Genomic DNA, 20,074 nt, shown 5'->3' with positions numbered 1-20,074 from the left:
GGCGGCGTTACTGGTTCATCTTCAGATGGGCGACCAGGGTCAGCACCTGCTCGATGTCGCTGTTCATGCCATCGGTGGTGGCATCGCCGGCGGCCCCGCCGCTCATGCTCTGGGTGTTGTTGCCAGCCCACTCCAGGCCGGGCGCGGTCGGATCGGCGTTGGGGCCGGAACGGGCCACCACGCCTTCCTGGCGGAACGCGCCGTTCTGGGCGTCGGGCTTGCCGTCGACCATCTGGTCCAGAGCGCGGGCCAGGTCAGGGGTCAGGCCGGTGATGACCATCACGTTGCCCGAACCGGAGCCGGTGCCCGGCGGATTCCACTGGAAGCAGATCTGGATTTCCTGCGGGTTGCCGTTGGTGTCCAGGTAGACGTAGCGGTCTTCCATGCCGTCACCACGGCCCGGCGGCAGGGTGATGCCGGCGCGGCGCACGAGCATGCGCAGGTCGAAATCGGCGCCGTTCTCGAACGGGCGGGTCATGTTCGGACCGGCCTGTGCGCGGCAGATGGCGTTGGGCAGCTGCGCGTTGGTCATGTCGCCGCCGGACAGGTTGCCGCCGGTGCCGGAGAAGTTGGCGCCGTTGACCATCAGCCGCGGTGCGCTCTGGCTGTCGCCCACCGGCACGCCGAGGCGCTGGTTGTAGGTGTTGTAGACCACCACCCACTGATCGACGAACTTCTGCTTGATCCGGGTGTATTCGGCGTTGCGCTGGACGTCGCGGCCGATCATGACCGCACCGATGATGACGCCGATGATGACCAGGACCACGGCCATCTCGACCAGCGTGAAGCCGCCCTGGCGGCGGCGGATGTGGCGTGCTTGCATGTTTGGATCCCCGATGTGTGCGGATGGAGCGAGGGCCGCGGGCCGACCCCCGGCACCGTGAGCACGTGTTAGATAGCGCCCCGGCGTAAGAGCGCCGTAAGAGGAATGCCGTGCGGGTGCGGATGGTCCGCTGGCTGGCAGCAGTGGAGCGTGCCGGCGGATCGGGCCGGTGCGCGGGGCCGGCGCACGTGCGGGACTCGTCATCGGCCCGGATTCAAGGTAACGTTCCCCCGAATGCTGGCGCGACCGCGCGCTGCGCCGATCAGGCCGCCTCGTGGATGGCGTGCCGCGACATCGCCAACCATGGGAGACACCGATGGATGACCACCGCACCCCTGCCGCCCCGTTGTTCCGTCGCCTGACGGTACTGGGTGGCCTTTTCCTGGCCGCGTTGGCAATGAGCTGCGCCGTACCGGCCATGGCCGCCGCGCCGTCTTCCGGCTTCGTCAAGGTGGAAGGCACCGGCTTCGTCATCGACGGCAAGCCGTATCGCTTTGCCGGCGCCAACTTCTGGTATGGCGCCTACCTGGGCGCACCCGACGGGCTGGGCGACCGGGCGCGCCTGCTGGCCGAGCTGGACCAGCTCCAGGCCGCCGGCATCGACAACCTGCGCGTGCTGGCCATGTCCGAGGCCAGCGACTTCAAGCGTGGCGTGCGCCCGGCGATCATGACCGCGCCCGGCCAGTACGACGAGCGCCTGCTGCAGGGCCTGGACTTCCTGCTGGCGGAGATGTCCAAGCGCGACATGAAGGCGGTGCTGTACCTCAACAACTTCTGGCAGTGGTCCGGCGGCATGTCGCAGTACGTGGCGTGGGCCACGGGCGACTCGGTGAGCACGCACGACCCGGACCTCACCGGCGACTGGAACGGGTTCATGGACAACTCGGCGCGCTTCTACGGGATCGGGCAGGCCCAGCTGTGGTATCGCGACGCCATCCGCACGGTGATCACCCGCACCAACACGATCACCTCGGTTCCCTACGTGGATGACCCCACGGTGATGTCATGGCAGCTGGCCAACGAGCCGCGGCCGGGCAGCGACGCCGATGGCCACGACACCTTCCCCGAGTACCGCGCCTGGGTGAACGACACCGCCGCCTTCATCCGCAAGCTGGCGCCACGGCAGCTGGTCAGCACCGGCAGCGAGGGCGGCAAGGGTTCGCTGGACGACGAGGACCTGTTCATCATCGCCCACGCAACGCCCAACGTGGATTACCTCACCTTCCACCTGTGGCCATCCAACTGGAGCTGGATGGACCACCACGACCCGGCCGCGCGCATGGACACCGGCCTGGCCACCTCGCTGGCCTACATCGACCGCCACATCGACATCGCCAACAAGCTGGGCATGCCGATCGTGCTGTCCGAGTTTGGCCTCAACCGCGACAAGGGCTCCTACGACCCGGCGTCATCGGTGACCGCACGCGACCAGTTCTACCGCGCCATCTACGCGCGCCTGCTCGAGCGCGCCAGCGCGGGCGACGCCATTGCCGGCTCCAACTTCTGGGCCTGGGGCGGGCGCGGGCGCACCACCAACACCGACTGGATGTGGAAGGCGGGCGATCCGTTCACCGGCGATCCGCCGCAGGAAGCGCAGGGCCTGTTCTCGCTGTTCGACAGCGATGCCTCGACCCTGGAGATCGTGTCCGCCCACGCCCGGGCGATGCGCGCGCTGCCCTGAGCAGCCCGTCTCCGCAAGAGGTGTGGTTCAATAGGCGCCGAAGCGGGGGTACCGCGCGGCGCCGGCACGGGCGCGCGGTTGAGACAGTCCCTTGGAACCTGATCCGGTTGATACCGGCGTAGGGAAGCTTTTCGCGGGGCGCTACCGTCCCGCCCGCCCGCTCCGGGCGGAGTCCGCAACGTGCATGGCGCGTGCGGCCTCCGCCATGACCGCACCCCCGTGCGATCCATCCACCGAGCGGAGCCGAGCATGAATGCCATTCCCACCACGCTGATCCAGCAGACCGAGCAGCTTTCCGAGTCCGTGACCCGGTCGATTCCCGGCTCGCGCAAGATCCACGTTTCCGGATCGCGCCCGGACCTGCGCGTGCCGATGCGCGAGATCTGCCTGAGCCGCACGCCGACCCTGTTCGGTGGCGAGGAGAATCCGCCGCTCACCGTCTATGACACGTCCGGCCCCTACACCGACCCGGACGCGCGGATCGACCTGACCACCGGCCTGCCGGCCCTGCGTGCGCAGTGGATCGCCGATCGCGCCGACACCGAGGCGCTGGACGGCCTGTCCTCGCAGTTCGGGCGTGCGCGCGAGCACGACCCGAAGCTGGCTGCCGTGCGCTTCCCGGCGCGCGTGCTGCCGCGGCGGGCCAGGGCGGGCGCCAACGTGACCCAGATGCATTACGCGCGCCGCGGCATCGTCACCCCAGAAATGGAATTCGTCGCCATCCGCGAGAACCAGCGCCTGGAGGCCTATCGCGCGACGGTGGCCGCCGCCTCGCCGGCCGGTCGCGCCGATCCTTTGCTGTTCCAGCACCCGGGCCAGGCCTTCGGCGCCAGCATCCCGGAGGTCATCACCCCCGAGTTCGTGCGCGACGAGATCGCCCGCGGCCGCGCCATCCTGCCGTGCAACATCAACCATCCCGAGAGCGAGCCGATGATCATCGGCCGCAACTTCCTGACCAAGATCAACGCCAACATCGGCAACTCGGCGGTGTCCTCCGGCATTGCCGAAGAAGTGGAGAAGCTGGTCTGGGCGATCCGCTGGGGCGCGGACAACGTGATGGACCTGTCCACCGGCAAGCACATCCATGAGACCCGCGAGTGGATCGTACGCAACTCACCGGTGCCGATCGGCACCGTGCCGATCTACCAGGCGCTGGAGAAGGTGGACGGGCGCGCCGAGGAACTGACCTGGGAGATCTTCCGCGACACCCTGATCGAGCAGGCCGAGCAGGGCGTGGACTACTTCACCATCCACGCCGGCGTGCTGCTGCGTTACGTGCCGCTGACCGCCAGGCGCGTCACCGGCATTGTCTCGCGCGGCGGTTCGATCATGGCCAAGTGGTGCCTGGCGCACCATCGCGAGAGCTTCCTGTACGAACACTTCGAAGACATCTGCGAGATCATGAAGGCCTACGACGTGGCCTTCTCGCTGGGCGACGGCCTGCGTCCGGGCTGCATTGCCGACGCCAACGACGCCGCGCAGTTTGGCGAACTGGAAACCCTGGGCGAACTCACGAAGATCGCCTGGAAGCACGACGTGCAGACCATGATCGAAGGCCCCGGCCACGTGCCGATGCAGCTGATCAAGGAGAACATGGACAAGCAGCTGCGCGAGTGCGGTGAGGCGCCGTTCTACACCCTGGGCCCGCTGACCACCGACATCGCGCCCGGCTACGACCACATCACCAGCGCCATCGGCGCGGCGATGATCGGCTGGTATGGCACGGCGATGCTTTGCTACGTCACCCCCAAGGAACACCTGGGCCTGCCCAACCGCCAGGACGTGCGCGACGGGATCATGGCCTACCGCATCGCCGCGCATGCATCGGACCTGGCCAAGGGCCACCCGGGCGCGCAGGCGCGCGACAACGCGCTGTCCAAGGCGCGCTTCGAGTTCCGCTGGGAGGACCAGTTCCACCTGGGCCTGGATCCGGAGAAGGCCAAGGAGTTCCACGACGAGACCCTGCCCAAGGATGCGCACAAGCTGGCCCACTTCTGTTCGATGTGCGGCCCGCACTTCTGCTCGATGAAGATCACCCAGGACGTGCGCGACTACGCCGCCGAAAACGGCCTGGACGAAGCCAGCGCGCTGGAGCAGGGCATGGCCGCCAAGTCGGCCGAGTTCCGCGAGCAGGGCGCGCAGGTGTACCGGCAGGGCTGAGCCGCCTGCCCGCGCAGCACCGCCGCATCCCGCGGTCGCTGTAGGAGCCCGTCTTGCGGGCGACCGCCATGAGGCGGTCGGTCGCGGTCGCCGGCAAGACCGGCTCCTGCATGGGCAAGTCCCGCGTCCTTTCGGTCGCCGGCAAGACCGGCTCCTACAGGGTGTTCACGCGTGCAGGGGGATGATCCGGCCAACTGCCTCTGACTGCGCCAGGAGCACGGCCATGACCATCGCCCGCACCGCTTCGTTGCCAGGTCGCATAGGCCGCCGCCTGGGCGGCATCCTGCTTGCAGGCCTGGTCCTGCTGCTGGCCGCCTGCAGCACCGGGCCGCGGATCAGCAGCGAGCTTGATCCGTCGGCCGACTTTTCCCGCTACCGCAGCTTCGCCTTCCACGAGCCGCTGGCGGTGGAGACGCTCGGTTATTCCACGCCCACCAGCAACCAGATGCGCCAGGCCGCGCGCGCGCAGCTGGAGGCGCGTGGTTATGTCTACGATGCGTCATCGCCGGACCTGCTGGTCAACATCAACGCCTACCTGCAGGAGCGCGTGGACGTGAGCAGCATGCCGGAGGTCGACTACGACTATTACTACAGCTACCGCGCGCGCAGCTACGTGGCCATGCCGTACTGGCGCGACCGCACCCGGGTGCATCGCTACACCGTGGGCACGATGAACGTGGACCTGGTGGATGCCGGCCAGCGGCGCCTGGTGTGGACGGGCGTGGCGGTGGGGCGGGTAGGCCGCAACAGCGTCGAGCAGCGCGGCGCGCGGATCGACGCGGCCATGGCCGGGATCTTCGCCCGCTATCCGTACCGCGCCCGCTGAACGGGCGCGCTAACGCACTGCGCCTCAGTCGATGGCGGCAGTTGCCGGTGCGCTCAGCGACTCGGCAAACTCGCGCCACTCGGGCAGGCGCGCGATCACGCCGGTACGCGCGAGATACGCCTGGTCCGGCTCCTCGCCGGCCGCAAGGGCCATGGCGGTGTGGACCGCACCGGTGACCCAGAAGCTGCGGGTGCTCGATCGCGCCGGGGTGCGGTGGAAGGCCACCGCCTCGATGATCGGCATCGGCAGGCCCCACAGGCCCAGCAGGTAGGCGCCGGCCTGGGTATGGCCGGGGCGGTCGTCGCCTTCGACCGCTGGCTGGCGCTCGTCGTGCACGCCCGGCAACAGCAGGCCGATGTCGGCCAGCAGGGCGGCCGTGGCGCCCAGCTCGGCGCTGGACTCGGGCAGCATGCGCTTGGCCAGGCGTGCGGCCAGCAGTGCGCGCGCCTGCATGGCGGCGCGGTCCACGCCAGGCGTGGCCGGCATCGAGAACACTTCGCTGGCCAGCACCAGGTCGCGCAGGGTGGCGATGCCCAGGCGGGTAACGGCTGCGCGCAGGTCGGTGATGGTGCGGCCGGCGGAGAAGTAGGCCGAGTTGCACAACTGCAGCACCTTGGCAGCGATGCCCGGGTCGCCGGACACCAGGCCGGCGATGTCGGCGGCGCTGGCGCTGTCGTCCACTTCCAGCGCGCTCATCAGGCGCAGGTACAACTGCGGCGGGGAGGGCAACTGCTCCACCCGGCCGATGCGCGTGCGCAGCTCGGGGTTGTCCAGCAGTTCGCGCAGTTCTTCCAGGCTGCCGATCGCCTCCAGCAGCACTTCCGGCGCCAGCGGCGTGGGCAGGAAGCGGTGCGCCAGGCCGATGATCCGCGCCGCCGGGGAGTGCTGGCCGTCGATCACCGCGATGCGCGAGGTTTCCGGGCGCAACGTGCGGACCTGGCCCAGCAGCGTGGCCGGCGGCAGGTCCGGCAGCCCGGGCGCGACCAGGATCACGTCCAGCGGCGAGGCGGCGGTGCGGGCCATGGCTGCGTCGGCGTTGGCGCAACGCTCCACCTCCCAGTCCGAACCCATGGCCGCCACCAGGTCGACCAGCTCGACGGGGAAGACAGTCTCATCGCCGACGAACAGAATGCGCACGGATACCTCTCCTGTTGGACGTGTAGCGGACGCGCGCCACGCTGGCGTGACGCCATATGTTCGGGTATCGGGCGCAGCGGCAGGAAGTTGAGCCCGTAAACGGGTCTGGCCGGGTCGCGAGTGCTGAACTGTGCGGCAGTTCGCGGTTGCGCGGCAGGCGCGTTCACGACCGATGGTACCGCCGTGATCGGCGATGTGGTGGATTGATGGCGCCGCGGGCCGTCAATCCACCACGGTGGCGCAGCGCGGCGCGCCGTTCAGCCCTTGCTGGTGGCGCGCTCGATGGACTGCAGCAGGATCTGCTTGGCCTCGGCGGCGTCGCCCCAGCCTTCCAGCTTGACCCACTTGCCCTTCTCCAGGTCCTTGTAGTGCTCGAAGAAGTGGCCGATGCGCTCCAGCCAGTGCGGCGAGACGTGGCCGATGTCGCTCACGTGGGCATAGCCGGAAAAAATCTTGGCGATCGGCACGGCGAGGATCTTCTCGTCGCTGCCGGCCTCGTCGCTCATCTTCAGCACGCCGACCGGGCGGCAACGCACCACCGAGCCGGGCACCAGCGGCAGCGGCAGCACCACCAGCACGTCGGCCGGGTCGCCGTCGCCGCACAGGGTGTTGGGCACGTAGCCGTAGTTGCACGGGTAACGCATCGGGGTGGAGAGGATGCGGTCGACGAAGATCGCTCCGCTCTCCTTGTCCACCTCGTACTTGACCGGCTCGGAGTCCTTGGGGATCTCGATGATGACGTTGATTTCGTCCGGCGGGTTGCGCCCGGAATTGACCTGGTCGAGGCCCATGTGCTGCTCCGTGGATGCGGGGGTGAAAGACAGGCCGGGCATTTTACGCCGATCCGTGCTGCATCGCACAAATGCGGTGCCCGGGCGCTCCCGTCCGCCAGCGTCCAGAACCGGGAAGCCCCGGCACGGGCCGGGGCTTCCTGGGGTCGGAGTGGTGGTGCGCCGCCTTACAGCAGCGGCACCATCAGCAGCGCGACGATGTTGATGATCTTGATCAGCGGATTGATCGCCGGGCCGGCGGTGTCCTTGTAGGGATCGCCGACGGTGTCGCCGGTCACCGAGGCCTTGTGTGCCTCGCTGCCCTTGCCGCCGAAGTTGCCGTCCTCGATGTACTTCTTGGCGTTGTCCCAGGCACCGCCGCCGGTGGTCATCGAGATCGCCACGAACAGGCCGGTCACGATGGTGCCGATCAGCAGTCCGCCCAGTGCCTTCGGCCCCAGCAGCAGGCCCACGACAATCGGGACCGCCACCGGCAGCAGCGAGGGCACGATCATTTCCTTGATCGCCGAGCGGGTGAGCATGTCCACCGCGCGGTCGTACTGCGGCTTGCCGGTGCCTTCCATGATCCCCGGGATCTCGCGGAACTGGCGGCGCACTTCCTCCACCACCGCACCGGCGGCGCGGCCCACGGCCTCCATTGCCATCGCGCCGAACAGGTACGGGATCAGGCCGCCGATCAGCAGGCCGATGATCACGTAGTGGTCGGACAGGTCGAAGGTGAACACCTGGCCCGGGTTGGCCGCCTGCAGGTTGTGGGTGTAGTCGGCAAACAGCACCAGCGCGGCCAGTGCGGCCGAACCGATCGCGTAGCCCTTGGTCACCGCCTTGGTGGTGTTGCCCACCGCGTCCAGCGGATCGGTGACGTTGCGCACCTCCGGCGGAAGCTCGGCCATCTCGGCGATGCCGCCGGCGTTGTCGGTGATCGGGCCGTAGGCGTCCAGGGCCACGATCATGCCGGCCATCGACAGCATCGAGGTGGCGGCGATGGCGATGCCGTACAGCCCGCCCAGCGCGTGCGCGCCCCAGATCGCGGCGCACACCACGATCACCGGCAGCGCGGTGGACTTCATCGACACGCCGAGGCCGGCGATGATGTTGGTGCCGTGGCCGGTGGTCGAGGCCTGGGCCACGTGCCGCACCGGCGCGTACTGGGTGCCGGTGTAGTACTCGGTGATCCACACGATCAGCCCGGTGAGCACCAGGCCGATCAGCGCGCAGCCGTAGATCGCGGTGGTGCCGTGCACGTTGTCGGCCATCAGCGCGGTGGTGATCGGCCAGAACGCGATGGCCGCCAGCACCGCGGACACGATCACGCCCTTGTACAGCGCGCCCATGATCGAGCCGCCTTCCTTGGTGCGCACGAAGAACGCGCCGATGATCGAGGCCACGATCGACACCCCGCCCAGCACCAGCGGGAACAGCACCGCGTTGGCGCCGGCCTCGGCCATCATCAGCCCGCCCAGCAGCATCGTGGCGATGACCGTGACCGCGTAGGTCTCGAACAGGTCAGCGGCCATGCCGGCGCAGTCGCCCACGTTGTCGCCCACGTTGTCGGCGATCACCGCCGGGTTGCGCGGGTCGTCCTCGGGGATGCCGGCCTCGACCTTGCCCACCAGGTCCGCGCCCACGTCCGCGCCCTTGGTGAAGATGCCACCGCCCAGGCGGGCGAAGATCGAGATCAGCGAAGAGCCGAAGGCCAGGCCGATCAGCGCATGCAGGTTGTCGGCCAGCGGCAGGCCCAGCCACTGCAGCACCCAGAAGTAGCCGGCCACGCCAAGCAGGCCCAGGCCGACCACCAGCATTCCGGTGATCGCGCCGCCGCGGAAGGCCACGTCCATCGCCGGGCCCAGGCCGCGGCGCGCCGCTTCGGCGGTGCGCACGTTGGCCCGCACCGAAACGTTCATGCCGATGTAGCCGGCCGCGCCCGAGAGCACCGCGCCGATGGCGAAACCAATGGCGGTGTACCAGCTCAGGAACACGCCGACCAGCACGAACAGCACCGCGCCGGCGATGGCGATGGTCAGGTACTGGCGGTTGAGGTAGGCACGCGCGCCTTCCTGGATCGCGGCAGCGATCTCCTGCATGCGCGCGTTGCCCGCCGGTTGCGACAGGATCCAGCGTGCGGACACGATGCCGTAGAGGATTGCAAGGACAGCGCAGAACAATGCCAGCGCCAAACCGTAGTGTTCCAGCATGACCCCTCCCAAGGTATTGATGAGTGCCACCCAGCGGACGGGCGAACAGAGAGGACACGCACCCACCGGGTCTTGTGAAGAACTGGAACGGACCCGCGAGCGGCGACGCGTTGCTTCGTGTTCAACATCCCTGGAGCAGACCGAGTATGAACGCAGCGGGCAGCGGAGGCCACACGCCGTTCATCCGGGAACTGACAGGCTGCCGGTGCCCCGATTCCACGCCAGCGCCGATGCCGAGCCCCCGCAACCGCAAACCCGCCCCGCCGTCCGCCATGCAGTCCGTCGCCCCCCGGCGCAGTGATGGAGCGGCGGACCCGGCGTTCCGCCAGGCCGTGCTGCTGGCGGTCCTGGTGGCCGTGGCCGCCGTGGCCGCGCCGCTGCGCGCCCAGCCGCTGGCCGGCGAGCACCAGCGGGAGCAGGCGCGCCAGCTCCCGCCGATCGCGGTGGTTGCGGCCGGCGCCGGCTTGCCCGCAACCGCGATGCAGCCCGCGCAACCGCTGCGCGAACGCCCGCTTGGCGTCGCACAGGCGCCGGGCGTGCTGCATACGCTGCGCCAGATCCCGGAGGCCTGCATCCGCCTGGAAGGCGTGTTTACCGGCCAGGCGACGCCGCCGTACCGGATGCGCGCGGTGGCCATTTCGCCCACCTGCCAGCCACGTGCGCGCTACCGGCCGGCCGGGCAGGCCATGCCAGCGGCGGCCTCAGGCTGGATCCTGGAAGACCGGGTGCGCGTGCCCGATGCCACCTGCCCCTCGCGCATGGCCGTGGTCCAGGTGTGGCGCAAGCCCGGTGCCGCCGCCCCGGCGCGCGATGGCCAGGGCCAGGCCCGGATCTACCTGCAGCAGGCCCGCCAGGATGCCGCCGCCGGCGCGGGCGCCGCCCTGCCGCAGTTCACCGCGCACCTGGCCATGGAAGGCAAACCCTGTCCATAGAGGACCCATCACCCCCGCCGCGCTCCCGTCGTCCCCCGTCGTCCCCCGTCGCCCCCCGTCGCCCCCGCCGTCCCCGCCGCCCCCGTCGCCCCGTTGTAGGAGCCGGTCTTGCCGGCGACCGCGGGACGGTGTGATGTGACGCGGTACGTGGACATGCGGATGTGTCAGGGCTGGCTTCGCACGACGTCCTTCGGCATATCGATGCCGCGCCTTCGCCTCCTGCAGGAGCCGGTCTCGCCGGCGATGGGCGTGCCCGATAACGCCTGGTCGCCGGCGAGACCGGCTCCTACAGGTGGTCGCGCGTTACCGGGCAAGCCCCACCCATCCGGCGACCGCGTCGCACCCTCCCGGCCCGGCATTCCCACCTCATCCCTCCCGGGCCGGCAACTCCTGCCTCACCCTTCCCAGCGCGGCAGCTTCTTCTTCACCGCCACGTTCTTCAGGGTCACGTACCGGGGCAGGCCGTCGCGGTCCCACGGCAGCGGCGCTTCGCCACGGATCAGCGGCTGCAGGTAGTCACGCGCCTTGGCGGTGATGCCGAAACCGTCCTTGCGGATGAAGCCGGCCGGCATGGTCTTCTCGTGGTTGGCGACCTTGTGCAGCGGAGCCGGCTCGATCTTCCAGCGATACGGCGCCGCCGAGGTGCGCACGATCGCCGGCATCACCGCGTTCATGTCCTTGAGCGCGTACTCCACCGCCGCCTTGCCCACCGCCAGCGCCTGTTCCCAGTCGGTGCGGCTGGCGACGTGGCGGGCCGAGCGCTGCAGGTAGTCGGGCACGGTCCAGTGGACCTTGTAGCCAAGCGTGTCCTTGACCCTGGCGGCCAGTTGCGCGGCCACGCCGCCCAACTGGGTATGGCCGAACGCATCCGTGCCGCCGCCGGCATCGGCGACGAACCTGCCGTCCTTGTCGCGGATGCCCTCGCTGGCCACCACCACGCACCAGCCGACCTTCTTCACCACCTTGTCGACCCGGGCCAGGAACGCAGCCTCGTCGTAGGCGCGCTCGGGGAACAGGATCACCTGCGGGGCCTGGTCCGGCGATTGCCCGGCCAGGCCGGCGGCGGCGGCCAGCCAGCCGGCATGCCGGCCCATGGCTTCGTACACGAACACCCGGGTCGAGGTTTCGGCCATGGCCTGCACGTCCAGCGCGGCCTCGCGCACCGACACGGCGGTGTACTTGGCCGCCGAGCCGAAGCCGGGGCTGTTGTCGGTCACCGCCAGGTCGTTGTCGATGGTCTTGGGCACGCCGATGCACGACAGCGGGTAACCAAACTCGGCCGCCAGCTGCGAGACCTTCCACGCGGTGTCGGCCGAATCGTTGCCGCCGTTGTAGAGGAACCAGCGCACGTCGTGCGCCCGGAACACGTCCAGCAGGCGCTCGTAGCGGGCGCGGTCGCGGTCCAGCGGGCCGAGCTTGTAGCGGCACGAGCCGAATGCGCCGCCCGGCGTGTGGGCCAGCGCGGCGATGGCCGCGGCCGATTCCAGGCCGGTATCGACCAGGTCCTCGCGCAGCGCACCCAGGATGCCGTTGCGCGCCGCCAGCACCTTGACCTTGCGGGCCCGCGCCTGCGCGATCACGCCACTGGCCGTGGCATTGATGACGGCGGTGACGCCGCCGGACTGTGCGTAGAGCAGGGTGCCTTTGGCCATGGCGGATCCTTCGGGAGGCAAACACGTTGGGGCGGCGCGCCGGGATGCGGTAAGCTGCGGCGGAATGATGCGGCGCAGCGTGGCGTGATCGGCGAGAAGTCTAGCGCTCCGTGTTGCCGTGGGGCATTTCTTCCAGGGAGCAACCGATGCGACTGGTACTACTGGGCCCTCCTGGCTCGGGCAAGGGGACGCAGGCCGCGCGCCTGATGGACACGCTGGGCGTGCCACACATTTCCACCGGCGACCTGCTGCGCGCCGAGGTGGCCGCCGGCACGCCGCTGGGCATGCAGGCCAAGGAGGTCATGGCGCGTGGCGACCTGGTCTCCGACGAGATCCTGCTGGGCATGCTCGAGTCGCGGCTGGGCCGCGACGATGTCCGCACCGGGTTCATCCTTGATGGCTATCCGCGCAACGTGGCCCAGGCCAATGCGCTGGACGGGCTGCTGGCCAAGATCGGCCAGCCGCTGGACGCGGTGGTGCAACTGGACGTGGCCACCGAGCTGCTGGTGGAGCGCATCGCCGGCCGGGCCAAGGCCGAGGGCCGCGCCGATGACAACCCCGAGTCGGTGCGCAAGCGCCTGCAGGTCTACAACGACTCCACCGCGCCGGTGATCGGATTCTTCGCCAACCGCGGCGTGCTGTCGCGGATCGACGGCGTGGGCAGCATGGACGAGATCACCGCACGGATCCTGGCGGCGCTGAAGAAGGCGTAACGGCGGTCGTGGCCGCGACGCGCGCGGCTATTCGTCCATCCACAGCAGCAGGTGTTCCAGGCGCCGGTGCGGGTCGTCTTCCTGCAGCAGCGCCAGCCGCTGGGCATCGCCCAGCGGCAGCAGTTCGGCCAGCCGCCAGCCCACCCAGTCGGCTTCTTCCAGCCGGCGCAGGTTGCTGCGTGCGTACTCGCCGCCCACCTGTTCGAGCAGTTCGCCCAGCAGGGTGCCCATCACCGCGTGTTCCGGGCGCAGCCGCGCCGCCACCGCGCCGGCATCGGCCTGCGCATCGCACCAGTGCACGCTGCCTACCAGCAGGCCGTTGTCGCGGGCGCGCGCATCGGCCACGCGGAAACGGCGACCACCGCGCACGCGCAGGGTGAGCAGCCCGCAACGGTCGCTGCCGAAATCCTCGATCACCGCCTCCACCCCGAACGCGGCCGGGGTGGCCGGCGCGCCGGTCTCGTCGCCCTTCAGGATCAGGCACACGCCGAAGCTGCCGCCATCGCGGCCGCATTCCGATACCAGGTCCAGGTAGCGCGGTTCGAACACGCGCAGACCCAGCGGGGCGCCGGGCAGCAGCACCGTGTGCAGCGGGAACAGCGGCAGCGGGACGGTGGTGGAGACGGACATCCGGGCGGAAGCGGCAATCGACCGATGCAGATGAGCCAAGGGTAACCCCGCCGGCGCACGGCCGTGTCAACCGGCGAGCATCTCCACGAAGCGGCGCGGCGCGCCATCGAAGCCGCCGTTGGACATGAACACCACGTGGTCCCCGGGCCGCACCTGCTGGCGCAGTGCGGCCAGCAGCGCATCGGTGTCGGGCGCGGCCAGGGCCTGGCCACGCACCGCGGCGATTACCGCGCCGGCATCCCAGGGCAGCTCGGCGCGCTGCAGGAACACCACCACGTCGGCCAGGTCCAGCGATGGCGCCAGCGCATCGGCATGCGCGCCCAGGCGCATCGAATTGCTGCGTGGCTCCATGGCCACCACGATCCGCGCATCGTCCACCTTCGCGCGCAGCCCTTCCAGGGTGGTGCGGATGGCGGTTGGGTGGTGGGCGAAGTCGTCGTACACCGCCACGCCGGCATGGGTGCCCAGCGGCTCGAGCCGGCGCTTGACGCTGCGGAACCCGGCCAGCGCCGGGATCACCTGCGCCGGGTCCACGCCCACCGCATGCGCGGCGGCCAGTGCCGCCAGTGCATTCATCACGTTGTGCCGGCCCAGCAGCGGCCAGCGCACGCTGCCCACCTCGCGGCCACGGTACAGCACCGCGAACGCACTGCCGTCGGCATCCAGCAGCCGCGCGCTCCAGTCGAAGGCCGCGCCGTCGGTGGCGTCGGCGCGGGCCACGGCCGCGGCGGTGCCCTCCACGCCGAAGGTCTCCACCGGCGTCCAGCAGCCCATCGCCAGCACCTGCGCGATGTGGTCGTCCTCGCCATTGACCAGCAGCCGCCCGGCCCGCGGCACGGTGCGCACGAGGTGGTGGAACTGGCGCTGGATGGCGGCCAGGTCGGGGAAGATGTCGGCGTGGTCGTATTCCAGGTTGTTGAGCACCGCCACCGTCGGGCGGTAGTGCACGAACTTGCTGCGCTTGTCGAAGAAGGCGGTGTCGTACTCGTCGGCCTCGACCACGAACTCGGCGCCGCCGCCCAGCCGCGCCGACACCCCGAAGTCCTCGGCCACCCCGCCGATCAGGAAGCCGGGGTCGCGCCCGGCGGCCTGCAGCAGGAACGCCAGGATCGTGGTGGTGGTGGTCTTGCCGTGGGTGCCGGCCACCGCCAGGGTGGTGCGCCCGGGCAGCACCCGCTCGGCCAGCCACTGCGCGCCGGAGGTGTAGCGGCGGCCGTCGTCCAGCACCTGCTCCACCGCCGGGTTGCCGCGCGACAGCGCGTTGCCGATCACCACCTCCACCGCGTGCGCGGCGATGTGCCCGGGCTGGTAGCCCTGCTGCACGGTGATGCCGAGTTGTTCCAGCAGGGTGGACATGGGCGGATACACCGCCTGGTCGCTGCCTTCGACCTCGAAGCCCAGGTCGCGCGCCAGCGCCGCCACGCCGCCCATGAAGGTGCCGGCAATGCCGAGGATGTGGATCGTGCTCATGGGTTGATTGTGGCCCAAGCGCGCACCTGCGGACCATCCACCAGGCACGCACGGCGGCGGATGCAGGCCGCGGCCACGCGCGCTGCAAGCGCGGTGGCGTGCAATCGCCTGCAGGTTGTCAGGCGGTGGCGCGCTGCGCGGCCAGGCGTGCGCAGGTGGCCACCGCCGCCTCCAGGCTGGAGGGGTCGGCCATGCCACGGCCGGCCAGGTCCAGGGCGGTGCCGTGGTCCACCGCCACGCGCGGGTAGGGCAGGCCCAGGGTCAGGTTCACTGCCTGCTCGAAGCCGCTGTACTTGAGCACCGGCAGGCCCTGGTCGTGGTACATCGCCAGCACCGTGTCGAAACCGCGCAGCTTGCCCGGCAGGAACGCGGTGTCGGCCGGCAGCGGGCCGACCAGGTGCATGCCTTCGCCGCGCAACTGCTCCAGCACCGGGGCCAGGATCTCGATTTCCTCGTGGCCCAGGTGGCCGTCTTCGCCCGCGTGCGGGTTCAGCCCCAGCACCGCGATCACCGGGTCGGCGATGCCGAAGCCGGTGCGCAGTGCGGCGTGGGTGATGCGCAGCACCTGGCGCAGCAGCGCCGCGTCGATCGCATCGGCCACCTTGCGCAGCGGCAGGTGGGTGGTGGCCAGGGCCACGCGCACGATGTCATTGGCCAGCATCATCACCACCTCGCAGCCGGCATGCGCGGCCAGCAGTTCGGTGGTGCCGGTGTAGGCGATGCCGCCCTGGTTGATGGTGGCCTTGTGCACCGGGCCGGTGACCATGCCGGCAAACGTGCCGTCCATGCAGCCGTCGGCGGCCTGGTGCAGCGCTGCGACCACCGCGGCGGCATTGCCCGGGTCGGGGCGGCCGAAGGCAACGCCGGCCGCATTGGGCACCGCATGCAGCGGCAGGTCGCCGGGTGCGCGTGCCGGCTGCTGCGCGGGCAGCAGGTTCAAGGGCAGGCGCAGCGCGTCGGCGGCGGCCTGCAGGGTGGCCGGATCGGCCAGGGCAACCAGGTGGCAATCGGTGCGCGGCTGCTGGGCCAGGCGCACGCACAGTTCCGGCCCCACCCCGGCCGGTTCGCCCGGAACCAGCGCGAGCCGGGGGCGGGTCATCGGATCAGCCGCCGGTCTGGGCGCCGGTGACCGGCTCGGCGCGGTCGCCAACCCGCAGCACGACGTAGGCCTCGCTACGCAGTTCCTGCAGGTAGCGCTCGTAGTCCTCTTCCAGCTTGCGCCGGCCGATGGTGTCGCGGACCTGGGCGCGGCGGTTGAGGTCGGTCACGTCGCTTTCGCGCGAGGCCACGCGCTCGATCACGTGCCAGCCGGCCTCGCTGCGGAACGGGCGCGATACCTGCCCGTCCTCCAGCGCGGTGATCTCGCTGCCGAACTCCTCGCCATAGGCATCGGCCGGGAACCAGCCCAGGTCGCCGCCCTGGTTGCGGGTGGTGCTGTCCTCGGAGGCTTCGCGGGCCAGCGCCGGGAACTCCTCGCCGCCTTCGATGCGGGCGTGCAGGGCGTCGATCTTGGCGCGCGCGGCGTCCTCGTCCTGGCGGTCGTGGATCCGCACCAGGATGTGGCGCACGTGGTATTCGGTGATGCGCGCGGCAGGCGTGTAGCTGCTGTCGCGCAGGTCGGCCAGCAGCAGCAGCTGGAAGCCGCTGGGGCCGCGCACGGGGCCCAGGATCTGGCCCGGCTGCAGCGCCTGGATGTCCTTGGAGAACGCCGGCGGGATCTCGTCCAGCGAGCGCCAGCCCAAGTCGCCGCCTTCCAGCGCGTTGGGGCTGTCGGAGTAGCGCACCGCGGCGGCGGCGAAGTCCAGCTCGCCCTTGTCGATGAGGTTCTTGATGCCGTCGATCTTGCCCTGGCCGGTGGCGATCTGCTCGGCGGTAGCGCCGTCGGGCAGGGCCACCACGATGTGCGCCAGGCGGTACTGCTGGCCGCCGGCGGCCAGGCGCTCCAGGGCGATGTCGACCTCGCCTTCGCTCACGTTCACCCGCTCGCCACGGCTCTGGCGCAACTGCTGCACCATGATCTCGTCGGCCAGCGTGCGCCGGAATTCCTCGAAGCCCAGCCCGTCCTCGGCCAGGCGCTGGCGCAGCGCCTCCACGGTCAGCCCGTTCTGCTGGGCGACGGTGGCCACGGTCTGGTTGAGCTGCTGCTCGGTGATGCGGATGCCATGGGCGCGCGCGCGCGCCACCTGCAGCCGCACCAGCACCAGGCGCTCGAGCACCTGCCGTTCCAGCACGGGGCGCGGCGGGAGCTGGTCCTCGCGCCCGGCGTACTGGGCCATCACGTTGCGCATGGCCAGTTCCAGCTCGCTGAGCAGGATCACCTCCTCGTCCACGATCGCGGCAATGCCTTCGACCGGCTGCAGCTGCTGCGCAGCGGCAAGGAAGGGAGCGGACAACAGGGCGGCTACCGCCAGCAGGATCGCGGGAAGGCGTCGGGTCATGTTCACGGGATCAGGTTCGGATCGTAGTCGTCACGATCGGGCGTGGTGTTGCTTGGCGGGACCAGATACAGGTCGTCGCGATGGTAGCCGAGAATAGCACGGCGCAGGGTGCGCTCCGTGTCCTGCCCGGCCGAGCCCAGGCCCTTGAGCACGAACTCCACCTGGATGGCGTTGTCCAGTTCGCCCTCGCGGTTGCGCACGTAACGGCGGGCCAGGGCGCGCACGGCCAGGCAGCAGCTGTCCCACTGCACGCCGGCGATGGCTTCCAGCATCTTGTCGTCCTTGATCGAGTGGTAATAACGCCCCACCACGCTCCAGGTCGGGTTGATCGGGTACAGGAAGGAGAGGTCCGCCTGCTCCAGCAGGTTGCGGCGGTAGCGGTAGCTCATGTTGACCACCCCGTCGCCCGGCCACAGGTAGCGGGCGCGGACGCTGGCCAGGTCCTCGCGCCGGAACTTGGGGTCCCACTGGTACGACGCGCCCAGGTTCCAGCGGTCGTTGAGCATGTAGTTGGCGTCGGCCACCCAGGCCGACTTGCCCTTCTCCACCGGGGTCTCGCCCGGGGCCACCACCCGCGAATCCTCGAAGTAGCGGATCTGGCCGATGCTGGCCGACAGCTTTTCCTGGCCGTCGGCCTGGCGGATCAGGCGGGTGCTCAGGGCCACGGTGAGCTGGTTGGCATCGGTCTGGCGGTCGGCGCCGGAGTAGCGGTTGTCGCGGAACAACTGGCCCCAGCTGAAGGTGAACGGCCGGGTATCGAACAGCGGCAGGGTGCCCTGCTCGCGGTAGGGCACGTACAGGTAGAACAGCCGCGGCTCCAGGGTGTGCAGGTAGGTGTCGCCGCCCAGGGTGGTGTGGCGGTCGAAGTACACCCCGGCGTCGAAACTGGCCACCGGCAGGCTGCGCGAGGGCGTGGTCTCGCCGCCCGTGCGCCGGGCCAGTTCCGGTTCCAGGCGGTAGGCGGTGTGGCGCCAGGCCAGGGTCGGGGTCACGTACCAGGACGGCCCGGCCAGCCGCGCCGAGACATAGGGCTTGAGGTCCAGGCGGCTGCCGCCGGGCCGCTCGGTGTGGTCAAAGTGCACCGCCTCGGCCCAGATGCCCGCATCCAGCCACTGGTTCAGCGGCTGCTCCCAGTTGGCGTACACGCGCGGCAGCCGGCTGTAGGGCAGGTTGGAATCGTCCAGGGTGTAGTCGGTGAGCTGGAAGTGCTCGGCCATCGCCCCGGCGCTCCAGTACTGCCCGCTGCCGTACACGCCTGCGGTGCTGCGCAGGTAGGAGGCCGACACGCCGGCCAGGCGGTTGGAAAAATCCTCCACGTAGCGCGTATCGCTCACCCAGCCCAGGCTGGCGCGCGCCTGCCAGTGCCGGTTGATGTTGTGGAAGCCGCTGTAGCCGAAGCGCCCGCGGTCGCGGTCGCGCAGGTCGTCCTTTGGCATGTAGGTGGCGTCGATGGTGCCGCGCCCGCCCTGATAGAGATAGCGGAATTCGGTATCCAGCATCGCCCCGCGCTTGCTCATCCAGCGCGGGGTCAGGGTCATGTCGTAGTTGGGCGCCAGGTTGAGGTAGATCGGCTGGCGGTAATCGAAGCCGTTGCGCCCGGAGGTGCTGATCGACGGATACAGCAGACCGGTGTGGCGGCGGTCGTCGATCGGGAACTTCACCCACGGCACGTACAGCACCGGGAAACGGCCCATCCGCAGCACCGCGTTGCGGGCCACGCCGAAGCCCTCGTCGCTGTCCACGTCGATGCGCTGCGCTCGCAGCTCCCAGGCCTGCTGCGACGGATCGCAGGTGCTGTAGGTGGAGTGGTGCAACTGCCCCTGCGGCCCCTGCAGGTGGATCGCGTCGGCGCCGCCGTTGCCGCGCCGGTCCACCAGCTGGTAGCGGATGTTGCGGATCACGTGGGTATCGCTGTCCTGGTCGCCCTCGGCGCGGTCGGCCACGATGCGGATGCCCGAATCCTGGTAGCGCACGTTGCCCTCGGCCACGTAGGTGCCCGACTCGGTGTCGAAGCGCATGTGGTCGGTGCCCAGGAACTGGTCGCCGCGGATCAGCGCCACGTTGCCCTGGTACTGCGGCTCGGTCTCGGTGCCACTGAGCAGGTCGCCCTCGATGTCGGTGGGCTGCGCGTTGCGCGCGGGCGCATCCGGCCCGGCCGAGGGCGGCGCACCCTCGAACGGAGGCAACACGTCGCCGGCCGGGCACAGCGCCCAGCTCAACGGCTTCTCATCGTCCGCCAGCGCAGTGGCGGGCAGGCACAGGGTGATGCTCAGGGATAGCGGCAGCAGGCGCGTGGGCAGTCGCACGGGTGGGAGACATCCGGGCCAAATCGCCGGTAGCTTGCCGGATGCAGGTGCATGCGGGCAATGAAACCCGCTCCGCGACGCACCCGGGATTCATCCGCAGCACGCCCGCGGCCCCGGCCACCCCAGCTGTAGGAGCCGGTCTCGCCGGCGACCGCGCGACCCGACCCTCGTAGGAACCGGTCTCGCCAGCGATCGCGCGTTACTTGTAGGAGCCGGTCTCGCCGGCGACCAAGCGTTACTTGTAGGAGCCGGTCTTGCCGGCGACCAGGCGTTACCGGCCAAGGCCCATCGCCGGCAAGACCGGCTCCTACAGGTGACCT

Annotated in this window: 15 protein-coding genes and 1 riboswitch; of the genes, 5 read left to right on the top strand and 10 right to left on the bottom strand. The window is 70.1% G+C overall.

Translation table 11 applies throughout. From position 1 onward, the window contains the following. Nucleotides 1-7 precede the first annotated feature (7 nt). Nucleotides 8-823 (bottom strand): prepilin-type N-terminal cleavage/methylation domain-containing protein, encoded by an 816-nt coding sequence (locus tag ACEJ41_RS10880; protein ID WP_374012289.1) that lies wholly within the window; start codon nt 821-823, stop codon nt 8-10. Nucleotides 824-1,139: 316 nt separating this feature from the next. Between ACEJ41_RS10880 and ACEJ41_RS10875 the strand changes: the two genes are divergently transcribed. The 3 genes from ACEJ41_RS10875 to ACEJ41_RS10865 all read left to right on the top strand — a co-directional run bounded on the left by ACEJ41_RS10875 (nt 1,140) and on the right by ACEJ41_RS10865 (nt 5,490). Then, complete coding sequence (locus ACEJ41_RS10875; RefSeq protein WP_374012288.1) at nt 1,140-2,504, top strand: cellulase family glycosylhydrolase; 1,365 nt, start codon at nt 1,140-1,142, stop codon at nt 2,502-2,504. Between the two features lie 34 nt (nt 2,505-2,538). Continuing rightward, nucleotides 2,539-2,647, top strand: a riboswitch (TPP riboswitch). Nucleotides 2,648-2,753: 106 nt separating this feature from the next. Then, on the top strand, nt 2,754-4,664 hold the full coding sequence (gene thiC, locus ACEJ41_RS10870; RefSeq protein WP_374012287.1) for a phosphomethylpyrimidine synthase ThiC: 1,911 nt from the start codon (nt 2,754-2,756) through the stop codon (nt 4,662-4,664). Nucleotides 4,665-4,887: 223 nt separating this feature from the next. Next, on the top strand, nt 4,888-5,490 hold the full coding sequence (locus tag ACEJ41_RS10865) for a DUF4136 domain-containing protein (protein ID WP_374012286.1): 603 nt from the start codon (nt 4,888-4,890) through the stop codon (nt 5,488-5,490). A gap of 24 nt (nt 5,491-5,514) precedes the next feature. Here ACEJ41_RS10865 and ACEJ41_RS10860 read toward each other — a convergent pair whose 3' ends face one another. The 3 genes from ACEJ41_RS10860 to ACEJ41_RS10850 form a co-directional block, all read right to left on the bottom strand. Further along, nucleotides 5,515-6,627 (bottom strand): HDOD domain-containing protein, encoded by a 1,113-nt coding sequence (locus ACEJ41_RS10860; protein WP_374012285.1) that lies wholly within the window; start codon nt 6,625-6,627, stop codon nt 5,515-5,517. Nucleotides 6,628-6,884: 257 nt separating this feature from the next. After that, nucleotides 6,885-7,418 (bottom strand): inorganic diphosphatase, encoded by a 534-nt coding sequence (gene ppa, locus ACEJ41_RS10855; protein ID WP_374014127.1) that lies wholly within the window; start codon nt 7,416-7,418, stop codon nt 6,885-6,887. A gap of 167 nt (nt 7,419-7,585) precedes the next feature. Further along, the gene (locus ACEJ41_RS10850; RefSeq protein ID WP_374012284.1) at nt 7,586-9,613 is read right to left on the bottom strand and encodes a sodium-translocating pyrophosphatase; all 2,028 of its coding nucleotides are present in this window, start codon (nt 9,611-9,613) and stop codon (nt 7,586-7,588) included. A gap of 479 nt (nt 9,614-10,092) precedes the next feature. Here ACEJ41_RS10850 and ACEJ41_RS10845 point away from each other — a divergent pair, with 479 nt between their 5' ends. After that, a complete protein-coding gene (locus tag ACEJ41_RS10845; protein WP_374014126.1) occupies nt 10,093-10,545 on the top strand; it encodes a hypothetical protein in 453 nt (150 codons plus the stop codon). Between the two features lie 395 nt (nt 10,546-10,940). On the opposite strand, the gene ACEJ41_RS10840 is transcribed toward ACEJ41_RS10845, so the two are convergent. Then, nucleotides 10,941-12,197: a 6-phosphofructokinase gene (locus ACEJ41_RS10840; RefSeq protein WP_374012283.1), complete on the bottom strand. Its 1,257-nt coding sequence runs from the start codon at nt 12,195-12,197 to the stop codon at nt 10,941-10,943. Nucleotides 12,198-12,343: 146 nt separating this feature from the next. Here ACEJ41_RS10840 and ACEJ41_RS10835 point away from each other — a divergent pair, with 146 nt between their 5' ends. Further along, the gene (locus tag ACEJ41_RS10835) at nt 12,344-12,910 is read left to right on the top strand and encodes an adenylate kinase (protein WP_374012282.1); all 567 of its coding nucleotides are present in this window, start codon (nt 12,344-12,346) and stop codon (nt 12,908-12,910) included. A gap of 27 nt (nt 12,911-12,937) precedes the next feature. Here the strand turns inward: ACEJ41_RS10835 and ACEJ41_RS10830 are convergent, their stop codons facing one another. From ACEJ41_RS10830 to lptD, 5 genes are all read right to left on the bottom strand, one after another. Further along, on the bottom strand, nt 12,938-13,540 hold the full coding sequence (locus tag ACEJ41_RS10830) for an LON peptidase substrate-binding domain-containing protein (protein ID WP_374012281.1): 603 nt from the start codon (nt 13,538-13,540) through the stop codon (nt 12,938-12,940). A 66-nt stretch (nt 13,541-13,606) separates the two neighbouring features. Then, complete coding sequence (mpl, locus tag ACEJ41_RS10825) at nt 13,607-15,010, bottom strand: UDP-N-acetylmuramate:L-alanyl-gamma-D-glutamyl-meso-diaminopimelate ligase (RefSeq protein ID WP_374012280.1); 1,404 nt, start codon at nt 15,008-15,010, stop codon at nt 13,607-13,609. Between the two features lie 118 nt (nt 15,011-15,128). After that, on the bottom strand, nt 15,129-16,109 hold the full coding sequence (pdxA, locus tag ACEJ41_RS10820) for a 4-hydroxythreonine-4-phosphate dehydrogenase PdxA (protein WP_374012279.1): 981 nt from the start codon (nt 16,107-16,109) through the stop codon (nt 15,129-15,131). Between the two features lie 4 nt (nt 16,110-16,113). Beyond that, the gene (locus ACEJ41_RS10815; protein WP_374012278.1) at nt 16,114-17,448 is read right to left on the bottom strand and encodes a peptidylprolyl isomerase; all 1,335 of its coding nucleotides are present in this window, start codon (nt 17,446-17,448) and stop codon (nt 16,114-16,116) included. A 2-nt stretch (nt 17,449-17,450) separates the two neighbouring features. Then, nucleotides 17,451-19,754 carry an LPS assembly protein LptD gene (gene lptD / locus ACEJ41_RS10810; RefSeq protein ID WP_374012277.1) on the bottom strand — a complete coding sequence of 768 codons (2,304 nt, stop codon included), beginning with the start codon at nt 19,752-19,754 and terminating at the stop codon, nt 17,451-17,453. Between the last annotated feature and the right edge of the window lie 320 nt (nt 19,755-20,074).

This window comes from Pseudoxanthomonas koreensis, from assembly GCF_041890415.1.
GTDB lineage: Bacteria > Pseudomonadota > Gammaproteobacteria > Xanthomonadales > Xanthomonadaceae > Pseudoxanthomonas > Pseudoxanthomonas koreensis_A.
The sequence above is the reverse complement of the archived record's forward strand: the minus strand, read 5'-3'. Positions and strand labels throughout refer to the sequence as shown.